The sequence below is a fragment of the Arthrobacter sp. E70 genome (genome assembly GCF_058266945.1).
In genome coordinates, this window is record NZ_JBYQFR010000009.1 from 13,338 (window position 1) to 27,330 (window position 13,993).

The following is a 13,993-nucleotide window of genomic DNA, read 5'->3' on the forward strand; positions in this document are numbered from 1 at the left end:
CAATCAGGCGGACGTGCCGCCTCCCAACAGCGGAGCCATGGCGTTCCAGCGGGCAATCTCGCAGCCATCCGTGCGGCTGAAAATAGAGTCCACGGCGCGGCCGTCGATGGTGCCGGTGACCACCGCGACCTGCGGGCCGCCGTACTGCTGCGTGCACAGCTTCGGAGGGCCCGGCACCGGGAAAAAGATGGCTTCGCCGAACCGTTCCACGGCGGCGAGGGCCGCTTCCGGATCCGGCACGGTGGTGCCGTCGGCGGGGCGGCCATCCCTGGCCACCAGACGGAAGACGTATTCGGGGGAGCCGGCATCCGTCCGGAGGCTGACAGTCAGGTCGATCACGGATGCTCCCCGGCCATGGCCGCATCGAGTTCCCGGGCCAGCCTTTCCCGCAGCACCGAGGCCTCCGCTGCGAATGCCCGCTGGTACTCGACATACGCGGCCTTGCCCTGCGGCGTCTCGATGGGAATAGCCGGGTATCCCCATTCCGCCAGGTCGTACGGTGATGCCTGCATGTCCATGGCCCGGATGCGCCAGGACAGCTCGAAGCAGTCCATCACCAGTTCGCTTGGCAGCGCCGGCAGCAGCTTGTACGCCCACTTGTAGAGGTCCATGTTGGCGTGCAGGCAGCCGGGCTGCTCCAGGTGGCGCTGGCTCTCCCGGGTTGGCGCAAACTCGTTCAGGGGTAGCGCGTCCGGAGTGTAGAAGCGGAACGCGTCAAAGTGGGTGCACCGGATTTTGTTGTCCTCCACCACCTTGTCGGTGCCGGCCGCACCCAGCCTCAGCTGCAGGTATTCGTGGCGAAGGTCGAACTTGTCCTGGCGGTACACCATGGCCCACTCATGCAGCCCGAAGCAGCCAAACTGGGCCGGGCGCGCAGCGGTACCGCGGAGGATGACGCCAGCGAAGGCCACCGCATCCTTGCGGTCGGCCAGGAAGGCGGCCCGGTCGAAGGTGACCGCGTTGCTTCCCGCCGGCAGCCCCAGGAAGGCTAGCTCGCCGTCGTCGAGCGTCCTGTAATGCTTCCAACTGCGGCGCAGCACCGCCTGGTCACCGGTGAGGACCGTCCCGGCGCCCGGGTGCCAGCGCTTCAGCTGGCCCGGCTTTTGCGTGTAGTAGGTAAACAGGAAGTCCTCCACCGGATGCTTTTGTCCTGAGGACCGGCGGGCAAGGTAGGGATCGGCGTAGCGGCTGACGCGTTGCAGGTGGGCTTCCTCCCTGCTTCGCCCGGTGTCCGCCGCCAGAAGGCTAAGAGGCTCCACCCGCGGTACCCAACACGTCCTTGGCGGCTTCCCATGCGCTGATTTCACACCCGTCGGTCCGTACAAAGGAGGCATCAACGGCAACTCCGTCCACCACTCCTGTCACGGTCGCCTTCTGCGGGCCGCCGTACTGCTGCGTGCAGGCCTGGGCGCTCCCTTGGGTGGCTGGCGCCAGGATGGCAGGGTTCGCCTTCAACGCCGCGCAGGCTGCGGCCGCGTTGGGGTGGCTGCTTTCCGCGGCCGGCGTTCCGGCGGTGCAGACCAAGGTGTAGTCGAGTTGGGCTGCGCCTTCGGACGGCACGACGGTGATGGCCAGCTCGGCGTTTCCCTGGCCCGGTCCGGGCGACGGCCGGGACGTGGGGGGTGCCGGGGCCGGCACCGAGGTTTCGGCGTCGGGGGACGGGGTGCCCGAGGTAGATGGCGGGGTGGCGGGGGAAGAACCGGAGGGGGCCGGGGAAGATGGGCCCGACGACGAGCCCTCCGGGGTGCCGGAACAGCCGGAGACCAGCCCGGCACCAAGTGCCAGGACTGCAGCGAACAGCCGTGCTTGATGCATCAGGCCACCTCTCCTGCGCTCGATGATTTTCGTCCGATAATTCTATTCATTTGCGCGCCCGGGGCCACTGCGGCGGGGATGGGCGTGGGCGCCCGCTAGGAAGTGCTCCCTCCCGACGTGGCAGCGATCAATCCCATCATGGAAGCATGCAGTTCGGTGACCTGTTCCCGGCTCAGGCCCAGCCGCTCCATCATGGTGCCGGGTACGTTGAGCGCCTGCTGCCTCAGCGCGGCGCCTTCGGGAGTCAGTTCGACGGCGAGGGCCCGCTCGTTTCCGTCCACGCGGCGCCGGGTGATCAGCCCGGCGGCTTCCAGCCTGCGGAGCAGGGGAGAGATGGTGGCCGGTTCCTGGGCAAGGGCTGCGCTGATGTTCTTCACTGTCCGGGGGCTTGTTTCCCAGAGGCAGAGCATCACCAGGTACTGCGGATGCGTCAGGTTGAGCTTCTCCAGGACAGGCTTGTAGGCGCCCACAACGCTGCGTGCTGCGACCGTCAGGGCGAAGCAGAGCTGGTGTTCCAGCAGCAGGTCTTCGTCCCGTACCGTGTCGACGCTGGTGGTCATTGATCCTCCAATTGTTAGTGCACTAACAGTTAGTGTACATTTCTAAGCAGGAAATGCAGTGAGTGGAAGGAACCGCTTCATGGACAGGGCCAGATCAGGGCAGAAGGGCAACGCCTCCCAGCGCTTCATGCGGGCCACGGGGAAGCTGAGGGCCATCTTCGGTCCGGCGAGCCGAACGTCGCTGGCGCATGACATGACGGAAGAGAACCGCAGGCTGCTGGCCCAGCGGCAGGCAGAAACCCAGCAGTGGGAGACCATCACCAGGCCGGACGGCAGCACGTACGTCGTGCCGAGGAACCCGGAGGACCGCTCCCTGCGCTGATCCGCAGGGCTCACCGTTCCGCCCTGCGGCGACGTGCCTGGCCGATGCCATTCTTCCGCCGCCTGCCGGCTCCTTTTTCCCGCGACGGGTTTAAACTAAGGGCACTGGCTCCCGCCGGAGCCAGCGGCACTTTCGCCCGAGGCTCGGGAAGGGGGTGGAAAACAGTGGCACATGTCCTCAGTGGTTTCATGGGCCTGACTGACAGGCTCCGTTTCTTCTTCGGTCCTGCTACCCGACTGGACGCCGACGCACCCGTCGTACACAAGCACGACGAATTCGAGCAGGCCTCCGAAGAGGACCTCTCGCATTTCGTGGTCGAAACCGACTCAACCGGCCACCACTACGCCGTGCGCCGCGAAGACCTGGAAAACCAAGGCTGACATCCTTATCCAGGGCCCTCAAGTACACAAAAGCCGGGCCGTCCTTTTGATCCATCAAGAGGACGGCCCGGCTTTTTGCTGCCGGACCTAGCGGCCGGTCCCGCCGTACACGGTGGCTTCGCTCTCGCTGTCCAGCCCAAACGCCTTGTGGATCACACGGACGGCCTCGTCCAGCAGGTCCGCATGCGTTACCACGGAGATGCGGATCTCGGAGGTGGAGATCATGTTGATGTTGATGCCGGCGTCCGACAGCGCCTTGAAGAACGTGGCCGAAACACCGGGGTGGGACCGCATGCCGGCACCGATCAGTGACAGCTTGCCGATCTGCTCGTTGTACTCGATCGATTCGAAGCCGATCTGGTCCTGGGCGGCGTGCAGCGCAGCCAGGGCATCGGCACCTTCAACGATCGGCAGGGTGAAGGAGATGTCCGTCTTGCCCGTGCCGTGGGTGGATACGTTCTGGACGATCATGTCGATGTTGGAGTGCGCATCGGCAATGACCTGGAAGATCGCGGCGGCCTTGCCGGGAATGTCGGGGACGCCGACCACGGTGACCTTGGCTTCTGAACGGTCATGGGCAACGCCGGAGATGATTGGCTGCTCCAAGGCAACTCCCTCTTGAGTGGTGATTTTGTCTTCGGCGCTGGGGATGACCCAGGTGCCTTCGTGCTGGCTGAATGAGGAACGGACGTGCAGCGGGACACCGAACCGGCGGGCGTATTCGACGCAGCGCAGGTGCAGGATCTTGGCTCCCGAGGCTGCGAGCTCCAGCATCTCCTCGCTGGAGATGGTGTCGATCTTCTGGGCCGAGGGGACAACGCGGGGATCGGCGGTGAAGATGCCGTCAACGTCCGTGTAGATCTCGCAGACGTCGGCTTCCAGTGCGGCTGCCAGGGCAACGGCCGTGGTGTCGGAGCCGCCACGGCCCAGGGTGGTGATTTCGTTGGTGGCCCGGGTCATGCCCTGGAACCCTGCAACGATGGCGATGTTTCCCTTGTCCAGGGCAGTACGGATCCGGTGCGGGTCGACGTCGATAATCCGGGCCTTGCCGTGGATCCCGTCCGTGATCATGCCGGCCTGGGATCCGGTGAAGGACTGTGCGGACGCGCCGAGCTTGTTGATGGCCATGGCCAGCAGGGCCATGGAGATGCGCTCGCCGGCCGAGAGGAGCATGTCCATTTCCCGGGCGGGTGCGGAATCCGTGACCTGTGCGGCGAGGTCCAGCAGTTCATCCGTGGTGTCGCCCATGGCCGAAACGACCACTACAACCTCGTTGCCGGCCTGCTGGGCGTCAACGACGCGCTTGGCAACGCGCTTGATGCCGTCCGCGTCCGCCACGGAGGAGCCGCCGAACTTCTGCACGATGAGCTGTTTGGTCGCCGCTTTGCCGGCGGGCTGCACCTGCGGCTGTGTTGCGTTGTGCACTTCGGTGGTGGGCGTACTCATGCGCGTACCTTCATCGGATCAATTGGAGTTCTGGAGGCTTGGCAGCCTGACGCCGGGCCGGCGCGACTTCCTTTCGACAGTTTATCGCCGTGCGAAGAGCGGCGCGGAATTGTGACCGCATGCCGGTCCCCCGGTGCCATGGGCGGGGGCAACCGTTAGCCGAGGGCGTTCCGGCGTCCCTCGAAGGCCCGTCCCAGCGTGACCTCGTCGGCGTACTCGAGGTCCCCGCCCACCGGCAGCCCGGATGCCAGGCGGGTGACGGCGATGCCGATCGTCTTGAGCATGCGGGCCAGGTAGGTGGCCGTTGCCTCACCCTCCAGGTTCGGATCGGTGGCGATGATGACTTCCTGGATCTCGCCGTCGTTCAGCCTGGTGAGCAGTTCGCGGATCCGCAGCTGCTCCGGACCAACGCCGGCAATGGGATTGATGGCGCCGCCCAGCACGTGGTACCGGCCACGGAACGACCGGGTGCGTTCGACTGCGAGGACATCCTTGGACTCCTCGACCACGCAGATGACGGACGGGTCACGGCGGGGGTCCCGGCAGATGTTGCACTTTTCCTGTTCGGTGACATTGCCGCAGACGGTGCAGAACTTCACCCGCTCCTTCACCGTGGTGATGGCCTCGACCAGCCGCTTCATGTCCTGGGGGTCCGCTTCGAGGATGTGGAACGCCAGCCGCTGCGCGGACTTGGGGCCCACCCCTGGAAGGCGTCCGAGCTCATCGATCAGCTCCTGGACAGCACCTTCGTACACGTTTCCCTCTTTAGCTTGGTATGGATTGCGGGTGAATGGATCGGCAGTTCAGCTGGGGGCCGGGGGTCAGTACCGTGGCGGAACCGGGCTTCCGTCCAGGGACCGCTCCTCGATCAGCTTCCCGCCCAGGATCCGTTCCACGGCGGCCCGGCCGAACACCCCTGACTCCTCAATGGTTTCGTCGTCGGCGCTCGGTATGTCCTGGACATAAGCAGTTGCCGCCGCAGCGCTGGAGGGCGCCTTGGCGCGGCCGGCAGCAGCCTCCGGGCTGTTGGACAGCCGCTGGTAGAGGCTTTGCCGGGTTTCCGTGCGTGCCGCAGCAGGTGAGCTGCCGGGAGCTGCGGGACGTGCGGGAGCGACGGCGGGTGCGGACCCTGCTGAGGCCATCGCAAATTCCGGGGCCGGAGCAGGTTGGGATTCCGCGGCGGGCTGGCCCGGTGACGCCCAGCCAGTTGCAGGTGCAGCAACGGACGCAGTCACGGGAATGGATGGAGGAACCTGTGCGGTTGCCGGCTCGTAGCGGGGAACCTGGACAGGTCCGCTCGGTTCAGGCTGGCCCGAAGCAGGGGAAGCGGCACCCACGTTGCTTTTATCCCCGACCACCCACACGCCCGGTGCCTGCTCCACAGCCCGTGTCCAAGGGTCGTGCGCGGCGGTCGCGGACTGCCGGGGGCTTTCCCGTGCAGCAGCCGGCGCGGTGGCGCGGCTGTCCGCACGCGGTGACGGTTCCCAGTCCATGGGTGGTTCCTCGTCCAGCGGGGGAGCGTCTTCGTCCCGCGCGGGTCCCCAGTCATCGTCCGAGTAGGAATAGTCGCCGCCTGCATCGGGGTATGAGGCCGGGGCAGGCTGCGCGGCGCTGGAAGGGTCGCCGGACGTCGAACCGCTTGCACGTACGGGAGAGGAAGACGGGTTGGGGGTTTCCGCGATCGCCGTTGCCTGAGCGGCGGGTGTGGGTGAAGCCGGAGCGCCGCCCGGTGCTGCATGGTGGGATGGGGCTGCATGGTCGGGTGCTGCTGCATGGACGGCCGTGGTGGCTTCCGCAGGGGCGGTGGCTACCGCGGAGCTGCCGGAACTGCGGGGTCCACTACCGGCGGCCGCACCTCCGGTCTGTTCGCCAAAGCTCCGGCCTGCGCCGGGTTGGGCTCCAAGGGTCCGGGCTCCAACGGTCCGGGCTTCAAGGGTTTGGGCTCCAAGGGTTTGGGCTCCGGCATCCGGGCCGGTGCCTGCCTGGCGGGGAGCGTCCATGGTGGAGGGGGCGGGCGCCAGTCCCCACGCAACGTCAGCTGAAGTGGCGGGAACCACCGGGCTGGCCGGTGCTTTTGGGTTTGGCTCAGCGCTCGATCGGCTGCCGCCGCGTTGCTGGCCGGCGCCGCCCGACTGGCTTGGGCCGCCCGACTGGCTTGCGCCGTTGGGTTGGCTCGGGCCGTTGGTTTGGCTTGCGCCATTGGTTTGGCTTGCGCCGCCTGCCACTGCGTTGATCTGGCAGTCGATCCCCACCGTCTTGTGGATGGCCCGCCGCAGGTTCTCCGAATGGTCCCCCCGGCCGAAAGCGCCCGCCAGTCCCTGGGTGGTGAAGGACAGCGTCAGGATGCTGCCGTCGTAGGAGCTGACCTGTGCATTGGGCTCAACAAGGGCCCACGTGCTGCGCTTGATCTTGGACAGCGTCTGCAGGACCTCAGGCCAGGCCCTGCGCAGGACTTCCACATCACCCATCGCCGGCGGTGCGGCAGGTGCGGAACCGGCGGGTTGCTCCCGGTGTCCGTCCTGGGCCTGCGGGTTGACGGCGGCAGGGGTCCCGTGGGCTTGGGCCGCAGGGGCCGGAATTTCCCGATCGCGGGTTTCCGGGGCCGGGGTGTGGCCGTCCGGGGCGTGCCGGGGCTGTGGTTCCGGAACCTGCGATCCCTCAGCGGGCACGTGCGGCGTGGTGGGGGCGGCCGGCCTTTCCGCAGCGGGTGCGGTGCGCCCGCCGGTTTCATCCACCGGCCAGTCGTTTCTGCTCACCCGGGGTGGCGTCAGCGGGGTGCGCGGGCCCGCCGGAGCCGGAGCGCCCGGGGCTTCCGAGGACGCGGGCGCGGTGGCAGCCGGGGGCTTTTCTGCGCGGCTGGGTTCCGAGTGGTGGATTTCCGGGCCCGCGGCAGGTGGGGCGTCAGCCGGCTGCTGGACGGGCTGGGGTGCTGGTGCCTGCGTTGGCTGGGCCTGGTGCGGAGACTGGGCGGGGGCGCCGACGTCATTGCCCGCATAGTTGAGGCGCCGTTCAACGCGGTCAATCCGGGCGGCCATGCCGCGCTCATTCTGTTCGGCGCTGGGGAGCAGGATCCGGGCGCAGAGCAGTTCCAGGTGCAGCCGAGGGGATGTGGCGCCCGTCATTTCGGTCAGGGCGGTGTTGGTGACATCGGCGGCGCGGGAAAGTTCCGCTGCCCCCAGGTTGTGGGCTTGGTTCTGCAGGCGGGCGATCTGGTCCGCCGGCATGCCGCGCAGGATGGCATGGGCGCTCTCAGGCATGGCCTGGACGATGATCAGGTCCCGGAAGCGCTCCAGCAGGTCCTCGACGAACCGGCGCGGATCGTGGCCCGTCTGGATGACCCGGTCCACAGCACGGAAGACCGTCGCGGCGTCCGAAGCGGCAACCGCTTCCACGACGTCGTCCAGCAGCGATGCATGGGTGTAGCCGAGCAGTGCCACGGCGAGCTCGTAGTCCAGCCCGTTGGGCCCGGCACCGGCCATGAGCTGGTCCAGGACGGAAAGCGAGTCACGGACGGAACCGCCGCCGGCCCGGATGACCAACGACAGCACGCCGGGAGCCACGGGAACGTTTTCCTGCTGGCACAAAAGTTCGAGGTAGGCCATCAGCGGCTCCGGCGGCACCAGCCGGAACGGGTAGTGGTGCGTCCGGGAGCGGATGGTTCCGATGACCTTGTCCGGCTCGGTGGTGGCAAAGATGAACTTGATGTGTTCCGGCGGTTCCTCCACGATCTTCAGCAGGGCGTTGAATCCGGCTGAAGTGACCATGTGGGCTTCGTCGATGATGAAGATCTTGTAGCGGTCCCGCACGGGAGCGAAGGTGGCGCGTTCGCGGAGGTCCCGGGCGTCATCAACGCCACCGTGGCTGGCAGCGTCGATCTCGATGACGTCCAGCGATCCGGAGCCGCCGCGGGCCAGCTCCACGCAGCTGGGGCAGGTGCCGCAGGGGGTGTCCGTGGGGCCCTGCGCGCAGTTGAGGCAGCGGGCCAGGATGCGGGCGGAGGTGGTCTTGCCACAGCCCCTGGGGCCGGAAAAAAGGTAGGCGTGGTTGACGCGGTTCTTCCGCAGGGCCGTCATCAGCGGCTCGGTGACGTGCTCCTGACCGATAACGTCGGCGAACGAGTCGGGACGGTATCTGCGGTACAGGGCGGTAGTAACTGTCACAGAGAAAACCCTACCAATCCGGGCTGACATCATGCCGCCCTGTGGGGGAATAGTAAAGACCCCCCATGCACCCGCCAGAGCCCGTCTACCCTTGCTACCTTCCGGTCCTGGGGGAGTTCAACAGGATGACGCCACATGAGGGGCCGTCAGATACTTTACCCGAACATTCGGCGCGACTCGAATCGGGCCACCTTATCGCCAGCCCTCCACGCGCCAGGTCATGAAGGCCGGTTCCTCGTAGGGGTGCGCGGTCCGCAGGGCAGCCACGACGGCGGCCAGCGCCTGCTCTTCGACGATGCATTCGATGCGTTCCTCGGCCACGGTTTCCGGAGTCCCGGGCTGGCCGAGGTAAGGCTGGGCGCCTTCCTGAGGAATGAACCTCCCGGTCCCCGCCGTCACGAAAGAGCAGTGGGAGTAGTTTCCCAAGCGGCCCGCTCCGGCGTCTCCGATGGCATCCAGGACCTGCCCGGTGTGCGACGCCGGGACATAAACCACCAGTGCGTGCAGCTCAGCCATGGAACCTATAGTGCCCGATGGCGGCCCAGGTCGCTGCGGTTTCCATTGCTTATCCGGGCGGGACGCACGATCATGGAAATGTACACCGATTGGGGCAATCTCGAGATTGTGAGCTGCGTGGCCTGGCTTTGCGGTGCCGGACCAAGCAGTTCAACGGCGTATCCGAGGGAATGGGCGCGTTGGGGGCGCCCATTTTCCAGTTAAGCAGCAACCGGCACGGGCCGGCGTTGGCTGCTTCCGGTGTCAAAAATGCCCCTCCCGGCGCTCAATTGGGTGTTGCGGGAAAGTTCAGGTAGTCTAGTACCTGCTTTTGATTCAGAAGCAGTTGGAGAATTCGCCTAGCGGCCTATGGCGCACGCCTGGAACGCGTGTTGGGTTAACGCCCTCGGGGGTTCAAATCCCCCATTCTCCGCCGGTCAAGAACCCGGCCCCGGTAACACCGGGGCCGGGTTCTTTCGTTTTCCCGCGTGCCCGCGGTGGCGGCGATGGTCAGGCAGCGACGGTCACGCAAGGCCGGCCGAGGGCTCACCCAACCGCCGCAGGCGTTCCCTTGCCGCATTTTCGCTGGGACTTCTGCTGCCCAAGGCGAGACGGACGACGCCGAGCACCGCCTTGGTTGCAGGCCGCACCGGGAGGGGGAATGGGCCGAGCCGTGGAACCGAGAGCCCGAGCATGCTGCGGTACCTGGGCTCCAGGGTGTAGACGGCACCGGCGAACAGCACCCGGTAGCCTGGACGCAGCAGTGGATGCAATGGTGGATTGCGGATGAACTGCACCGTTTCAGCCACCTTTTCGTCCGTCCGCAGCTGGTCCTGTCCATACCAGCGGTCCAACTCGCTCCGCATTTCCGCTTCCGTGAGCGGTGGATCCTCCACTCCCATCAGCCTGCCGGCCTGGGCCCACTCCCTCACGTACGCGTCAGGGCCGCCCGGGACGGGACGGCCGTAAACCTTGTGCGCCGTGAGGAAAGCGTCAGTGAAGGCGAGGTGAATCCAGCGCGCGAGGCCGGGATCGTTGGCGCTGTAGGTTCGCAGGCCGCCAGCGTTGTCGCGGTAAGTCCCCTGGACAGGCACGTGCAGGTGGCGGACGCGTTCGGACGCGTCTTCGGCAGCGGCCTTGGAACCGTAGGTGACAGTGAAGATCCAGCGGATGGTGTTGGCAAGGCGCCGGAGTGGGTCTTCACGGAAGTTGGAGTGCTCGTGCACCCCGGCCAGCGCGCCAGGGTGCAGCGACTGCATGAGCAAAGCGCGGATCCCGGCCACAATGGGCGTCATGGAGCCGTGGACCGCCCACACTGCCGACCCGGGCAGGTGGTATCCGGCATCATTGCCTTCCGCCAGGCGCAGCGACCATTCAGGTGGACCGTCTGCCTTGCCTGAGAAGGTCTTCCTCAGTTCGTCCTGCCAGATGCGAAGGACATTGCGCATGACCCATTGTTGCCCATTTTTCCGGCGCCGGAAGGGCCTCGCAGGTCCACGGGATGCTGAACCCCTAACGCCCGCAAAAAAACCCGCATTGTGCGGCAGCAGGGTTCACAGGGTTGGGCGCCTGTGGTCCCATGGGACATACCGTCGAGACAACGTGCGGTCAGCCACGTGGTGGGGTCAGTCAATTGGGCAAGCATTGGACGCCGGGCAGGGGCAAGCCGGAACAGGGTTCTTTCCCCCCTGTCGCGCGTGCAGTGGCCGCCGCGGGCGTCCTGGCAGCATCGGTGGCTGCCGTCAACCTGGCTGCCGGATCGGAAGGAGCCGGCCAGTCGGCCGGTTCTGTTGGCCGCGCCGGGGAGAGCCGGGCCGCCACGAGCCCGGCAGGCCCCACAGCACACGAAATTGGCAGCGCACCGGAGCCCAACGTACTGCAGCCCTCTGACGCTGGCCCGATGGGATCGGACCAGGTGGGGGCGGGAACGGTGGGGGCGCCCGTCCTGTCCGACCCCCACGCGGTCCTTTCCTTTCCCCACCCGGCAGTCGGCAGTTTCGGGGAGGGCGGGTTCCCAGGGCTGGCGGTGGGACCGGCAGGGGTTGGCAGGCCCCCCAGCGGGTTCCTGATGGCACCGCTGCAGGTCCTCTACCCGAGTTCGCCGTTCGGTTTCCGGATCAGCCCGCTGAGCGGGCTTGCGGGAGACTTCCACCTGGGGCAGGACTACGCGGCGCCATGTGGGGCAACGGTGTATGCGGCTGATTCGGGCGTCGTCAGGGCGGCGGGCTGGCACCCCTGGGGAGGCGGCAACCGGGTGGAGATCGACCACGGCGATGGCCTCGTCACCACGTACAACCATCTGGAATCGATCGGCGTACGCACAGGTGACAAGGTGCAGGTCGGCCAGGCAATAGCACAAGTGGGTACCACAGGCTGGTCCACGGGCTGCCACCTGCACTTCGAGACCATCGTTAAAGGCCGCTACACCAATCCTCTGGGCTGGAGGTTCCTCACCCTTCGTGCGGTAGGGCAGTTGCTGCCGGACCATCTGGTTGCCTACGGGCCCGGTGGAAATTCCCTTTCCGACGGCAGGGTCAGCTGGACCATCCCCCTGCCGATGTTGCCGGAGATCGGATCCCGGGATGTGGATTCCCACATAGGGGATTCGACGGCGGCACCACCTCCAGCCACGGGGGTGGCGTCCCCGTCCCCGTCGGCCAGCAGCCCGTGGGCGACTGCGCCGTCCCAGTCCCCATCGCCATCACCCTCGCCCTCGGCGACCGCTCCGTCGCCGTCGCCCACTGAGCCTTCGCCGTCGACCTCGCCCGCTCAGCCTTCGCCGTCGCCCTCGCCAACGGAGCCTTCGCCGTCGGCAAGCGACCCGTCGCCGTCGCCCACTGAGCCCTCGCCGGCGCCTTCGCCAACGGAGCCGTCGCCGTTATCAAGCGACCCGTCGCCGTCGCCCGCCACGGAAGAACCCGCCCCGACGACCAGTGAGCCTGCTCCGTTGCCCGCCGAGGAGCCGGCGCCTGCGATCTCCGAGCCAGCCACTGACCCCATAACTTCTGACCCCGTACCTTCAGGCCCGGTGCCCACAGGGGAGCCTGCCCCGGCACCTGCTCCCGCGCCGATCGAAACGGCCACACCCATAGAAACAGCGGTTCCGATAGAGACAGCGACGCCTGCAGAGACGGTGGCCCAAACAGCGTCCAGCCAGGAAACTTCGAGTCCTGACCCGTACGGTCAGGCCACGGCAACGAACAGCTCGTATGAAGAACCTGCCGGAGACACGACGTCTGTCGCCCCTGTACCAGATTCCACTAACACTCAATGACGGCGCCGTGACGGATTTCGGCCAGTTCAAGGGAAAGGTGGTGATGGTGGTCAATGTGGCGTCCAACTGTGGATTCACGCCGCAGTACGCAGCCCTTGAGTCCCTGTATGCAAGGCTCCGTGGCCGCGGCTTCGAGATCCTGGGCGTACCCTGCAACCAGTTTGCGGGGCAGGAGCCGGGCACGGACAGCGACATTGCCGGGTTCTGCGAGCGCAATTACGGCGTCACCTTTCCGCTGACGGCCAAGGCGGATGTACGGGGCAGGAACCGGCACCCGCTGTACAGCGAGCTCACGAAGTTCAAGGCGGGCCTGCTCCCCGGCCTGGTGAAGTGGAACTTCGAAAAGTTCCTGGTGAGCCGCGACGGAGAGGTGGCGGCAAGGTTTGCCCCGGCCGTGCAGCCGGACTCGCCCAAGGTGCTGGCCGCGATCGAGGAATTACTCGGCTGACAAAACGACTGCGCCGAATCCAGTATGAATATGCGCAGTTTTACGAACTTTTTCCACATGGGCTCCGGCGATTTACCCCAAGTTTGCCAAATGTCTGGTTGGATAAAGATTACTGAAGGGTAGAAGGGAAGAACGGCTTCCCACCGACCACAGAGGCAGCAATGGAGCACATCGAGGCCGAACATCCCCGGCCACGCCATTTCCTACTCCACCTGAGCGACCCCCACTTGTTGGGAGGTGCAGAACCCCTCTACGGAACCGTCGACAGCGAAGCGCGGCTCATCCAGCTCTTCGACGAAGTGAAGGCCTCCGGCGCGCGGCCGGAAGCCGTGATCTTCACCGGCGACCTTGCGGACAAGGGCGACCCCGAGGCCTACGTCAAGCTGCGGGCCATCGTGGAGCCCGCCTGCCGGGACCTGGGTGCACAGGTTATTTGGGCCATGGGCAACCACGACGACCGCGCCAACTTCCGCATGGGCCTGCTGGACCAGCCCGGGACCGCTGAACCCGTGGACCACAGCTACTTCATCAACGGGCTGCGCGTCATCACCCTGGACACGACTGTGCCCGGCTTCCACCATGGCGAGCTGAGCCCGGAGCAGCTGGACTGGCTGGCCCGGCAGCTGGAGACTCCCGCCCCGGACGGCACCATCCTGGCACTCCACCACCCGCCGGTGCCCTCCGTGCTGGACCTTTCGGTGCTGGTGGAACTGCGGGACCAGTCCTCCCTGGCGGCCGTGGTGCGGAACTCCGACGTCCGCACCATCCTGGCCGGCCACCTGCACTACTCCACCACCGCCACGTTTGCGGGTGTTCCGGTCTCGGTCGCCTCGGCCTCCTGCTACACCCAGGACCTCAATGTTCCGGTCGGAGGTACCCGTGGGCAGGACGGCGGGCAGGCCTTCAACCTGGTGCACGTGTACGAGCACACGATTGTGCACTCCGTGGTTCCGTTGGGCACTTCGCCCACTGTCGGCGAGTACGTGTCACCGGAGGAAACGGCGGCACGCCTGGAGGCTGCGGGGATCCGGATCCCGGAGACCACTAAGGAGCGTGGCGGCGCCCGGCTCGGCGCCCCCACCAGGCAGTAGCG

General features: G+C 66.6%; 15 protein-coding genes, 1 tRNA gene, 1 other RNA gene and 1 pseudogene. 6 read left to right on the plus strand and 12 right to left on the minus strand.

Going from position 1 to position 13,993, the window contains the following annotated elements; genetic code table 11:
- Positions 1-3 precede the first annotated feature (3 nt).
- The 4 genes from AC3IMC_RS12830 to AC3IMC_RS12845 form a co-directional block, all read right to left on the minus strand.
- Positions 4-339: a serine protease inhibitor gene (locus AC3IMC_RS12830; protein ID WP_490918934.1), complete on the minus strand. Its 336-nt coding sequence runs from the start codon at positions 337-339 to the stop codon at positions 4-6.
- A complete protein-coding gene (locus AC3IMC_RS12835) occupies positions 336-1,259 on the minus strand; it encodes a 3-methyladenine DNA glycosylase (protein ID WP_490918935.1) in 924 nt (307 codons plus the stop codon). Before AC3IMC_RS12835 ends, AC3IMC_RS12830 begins: the two co-directional genes overlap by 4 nt.
- A complete protein-coding gene (locus AC3IMC_RS12840) occupies positions 1,246-1,815 on the minus strand; it encodes an SSI family serine proteinase inhibitor (RefSeq protein WP_490918936.1) in 570 nt (189 codons plus the stop codon). Before AC3IMC_RS12840 ends, AC3IMC_RS12835 begins: the two co-directional genes overlap by 14 nt.
- 95 nt (positions 1,816-1,910) lie before the next feature.
- Positions 1,911-2,375: a MarR family winged helix-turn-helix transcriptional regulator gene (locus AC3IMC_RS12845; protein WP_490918937.1), complete on the minus strand. Its 465-nt coding sequence runs from the start codon at positions 2,373-2,375 to the stop codon at positions 1,911-1,913.
- Between the two features lie 79 nt (positions 2,376-2,454).
- Between AC3IMC_RS12845 and AC3IMC_RS12850 the strand changes: the two genes are divergently transcribed.
- Both AC3IMC_RS12850 and AC3IMC_RS12855 read left to right on the plus strand, forming a co-directional pair.
- A complete protein-coding gene (locus AC3IMC_RS12850) occupies positions 2,455-2,697 on the plus strand; it encodes a hypothetical protein (protein ID WP_490918938.1) in 243 nt (80 codons plus the stop codon).
- Between the two features lie 164 nt (positions 2,698-2,861).
- Complete coding sequence (locus tag AC3IMC_RS12855) at positions 2,862-3,077, plus strand: hypothetical protein (protein ID WP_490918939.1); 216 nt, start codon at positions 2,862-2,864, stop codon at positions 3,075-3,077.
- An 87-nt stretch (positions 3,078-3,164) separates the two neighbouring features.
- On the opposite strand, the gene AC3IMC_RS12860 is transcribed toward AC3IMC_RS12855, so the two are convergent.
- The 5 genes from AC3IMC_RS12860 to AC3IMC_RS12880 all read right to left on the minus strand — a co-directional run bounded on the left by AC3IMC_RS12860 (position 3,165) and on the right by AC3IMC_RS12880 (position 9,199).
- The gene (locus AC3IMC_RS12860; protein ID WP_490918940.1) at positions 3,165-4,523 is read right to left on the minus strand and encodes an aspartate kinase; all 1,359 of its coding nucleotides are present in this window, start codon (positions 4,521-4,523) and stop codon (positions 3,165-3,167) included.
- 155 nt (positions 4,524-4,678) lie between these two features.
- Positions 4,679-5,278 (minus strand): recombination mediator RecR, encoded by a 600-nt coding sequence (gene recR, locus AC3IMC_RS12865; protein ID WP_490918941.1) that lies wholly within the window; start codon positions 5,276-5,278, stop codon positions 4,679-4,681.
- A 66-nt stretch (positions 5,279-5,344) separates the two neighbouring features.
- Positions 5,345-8,713: a DNA polymerase III subunit gamma and tau gene (locus AC3IMC_RS12870; protein WP_490918942.1), complete on the minus strand. Its 3,369-nt coding sequence runs from the start codon at positions 8,711-8,713 to the stop codon at positions 5,345-5,347.
- Between the two features lie 21 nt (positions 8,714-8,734).
- An RNA gene (gene ffs, locus AC3IMC_RS12875) (signal recognition particle sRNA small type) lies at positions 8,735-8,831 on the minus strand.
- 44 nt (positions 8,832-8,875) lie between these two features.
- Positions 8,876-9,199: a hypothetical protein gene (locus AC3IMC_RS12880; protein ID WP_490918943.1), complete on the minus strand. Its 324-nt coding sequence runs from the start codon at positions 9,197-9,199 to the stop codon at positions 8,876-8,878.
- A 327-nt stretch (positions 9,200-9,526) separates the two neighbouring features.
- Between AC3IMC_RS12880 and AC3IMC_RS12885 the strand changes: the two genes are divergently transcribed.
- Positions 9,527-9,611, plus strand: a tRNA-Ser gene (locus AC3IMC_RS12885).
- Positions 9,612-9,702: 91 nt separating this feature from the next.
- Here AC3IMC_RS12885 and AC3IMC_RS12890 read toward each other — a convergent pair.
- The gene (locus AC3IMC_RS12890; protein ID WP_490918944.1) at positions 9,703-10,626 is read right to left on the minus strand and encodes an oxygenase MpaB family protein; all 924 of its coding nucleotides are present in this window, start codon (positions 10,624-10,626) and stop codon (positions 9,703-9,705) included.
- Between the two features lie 620 nt (positions 10,627-11,246).
- On the opposite strand from AC3IMC_RS12890, the pseudogene AC3IMC_RS12895 reads away from it, so the two are divergent.
- Positions 11,247-11,600, plus strand: a pseudogene (locus tag AC3IMC_RS12895) (M23 family metallopeptidase); the annotation flags it as partial.
- Positions 11,601-11,674: 74 nt separating this feature from the next.
- Here the strand turns inward: AC3IMC_RS12895 and AC3IMC_RS12900 are convergent.
- Both AC3IMC_RS12900 and AC3IMC_RS12905 read right to left on the minus strand, forming a co-directional pair.
- Complete coding sequence (locus AC3IMC_RS12900; protein WP_490919090.1) at positions 11,675-11,920, minus strand: hypothetical protein; 246 nt, start codon at positions 11,918-11,920, stop codon at positions 11,675-11,677.
- Between the two features lie 27 nt (positions 11,921-11,947).
- On the minus strand, positions 11,948-12,178 hold the full coding sequence (locus tag AC3IMC_RS12905) for a hypothetical protein (RefSeq protein WP_490919091.1): 231 nt from the start codon (positions 12,176-12,178) through the stop codon (positions 11,948-11,950).
- 209 nt (positions 12,179-12,387) lie between these two features.
- Between AC3IMC_RS12905 and AC3IMC_RS12910 the strand changes: the two genes are divergently transcribed.
- Together AC3IMC_RS12910 and AC3IMC_RS12915 are read left to right on the plus strand one after the other, a co-directional pair.
- Positions 12,388-12,900, plus strand: a complete 513-nt coding sequence (locus AC3IMC_RS12910; protein ID WP_490918945.1) for a glutathione peroxidase — start codon at positions 12,388-12,390, stop codon at positions 12,898-12,900.
- A gap of 161 nt (positions 12,901-13,061) precedes the next feature.
- The gene (locus AC3IMC_RS12915) at positions 13,062-13,991 is read left to right on the plus strand and encodes a phosphodiesterase (protein ID WP_490918946.1); all 930 of its coding nucleotides are present in this window, start codon (positions 13,062-13,064) and stop codon (positions 13,989-13,991) included.
- Positions 13,992-13,993 lie beyond the last annotated feature (2 nt).

Excerpts from the sequence above, each read along its gene's own strand:
- AC3IMC_RS12910 (WP_490918945.1), top strand. The coding sequence starts at position 12,388 with ATGAAGAACCTGCCGGAGACACGACGTCTGTCGCCCCTGTACCAGATT.
- AC3IMC_RS12860 (WP_490918940.1), bottom strand. The coding sequence starts at position 4,523 with ATGAGTACGCCCACCACCGAAGTGCACAACGCAACACAGCCGCAGGTG.
- AC3IMC_RS12845 (WP_490918937.1), bottom strand. The coding sequence starts at position 2,375 with ATGACCACCAGCGTCGACACGGTACGGGACGAAGACCTGCTGCTGGAA.
- AC3IMC_RS12850 (WP_490918938.1), top strand. The coding sequence starts at position 2,455 with ATGGACAGGGCCAGATCAGGGCAGAAGGGCAACGCCTCCCAGCGCTTC.
- AC3IMC_RS12870 (WP_490918942.1), bottom strand. The coding sequence starts at position 8,713 with ATGTCAGCCCGGATTGGTAGGGTTTTCTCTGTGACAGTTACTACCGCC.
- AC3IMC_RS12905 (WP_490919091.1), bottom strand. The coding sequence starts at position 12,178 with ATGGGGTCAGTGGCTGGCTCGGAGATCGCAGGCGCCGGCTCCTCGGCG.
- AC3IMC_RS12915 (WP_490918946.1), top strand. The coding sequence starts at position 13,062 with ATGGAGCACATCGAGGCCGAACATCCCCGGCCACGCCATTTCCTACTC.
- AC3IMC_RS12840 (WP_490918936.1), bottom strand. The coding sequence starts at position 1,815 with ATGCATCAAGCACGGCTGTTCGCTGCAGTCCTGGCACTTGGTGCCGGG.
- AC3IMC_RS12890 (WP_490918944.1), bottom strand. The coding sequence starts at position 10,626 with ATGCGCAATGTCCTTCGCATCTGGCAGGACGAACTGAGGAAGACCTTC.
- AC3IMC_RS12880 (WP_490918943.1), bottom strand. The coding sequence starts at position 9,199 with ATGGCTGAGCTGCACGCACTGGTGGTTTATGTCCCGGCGTCGCACACC.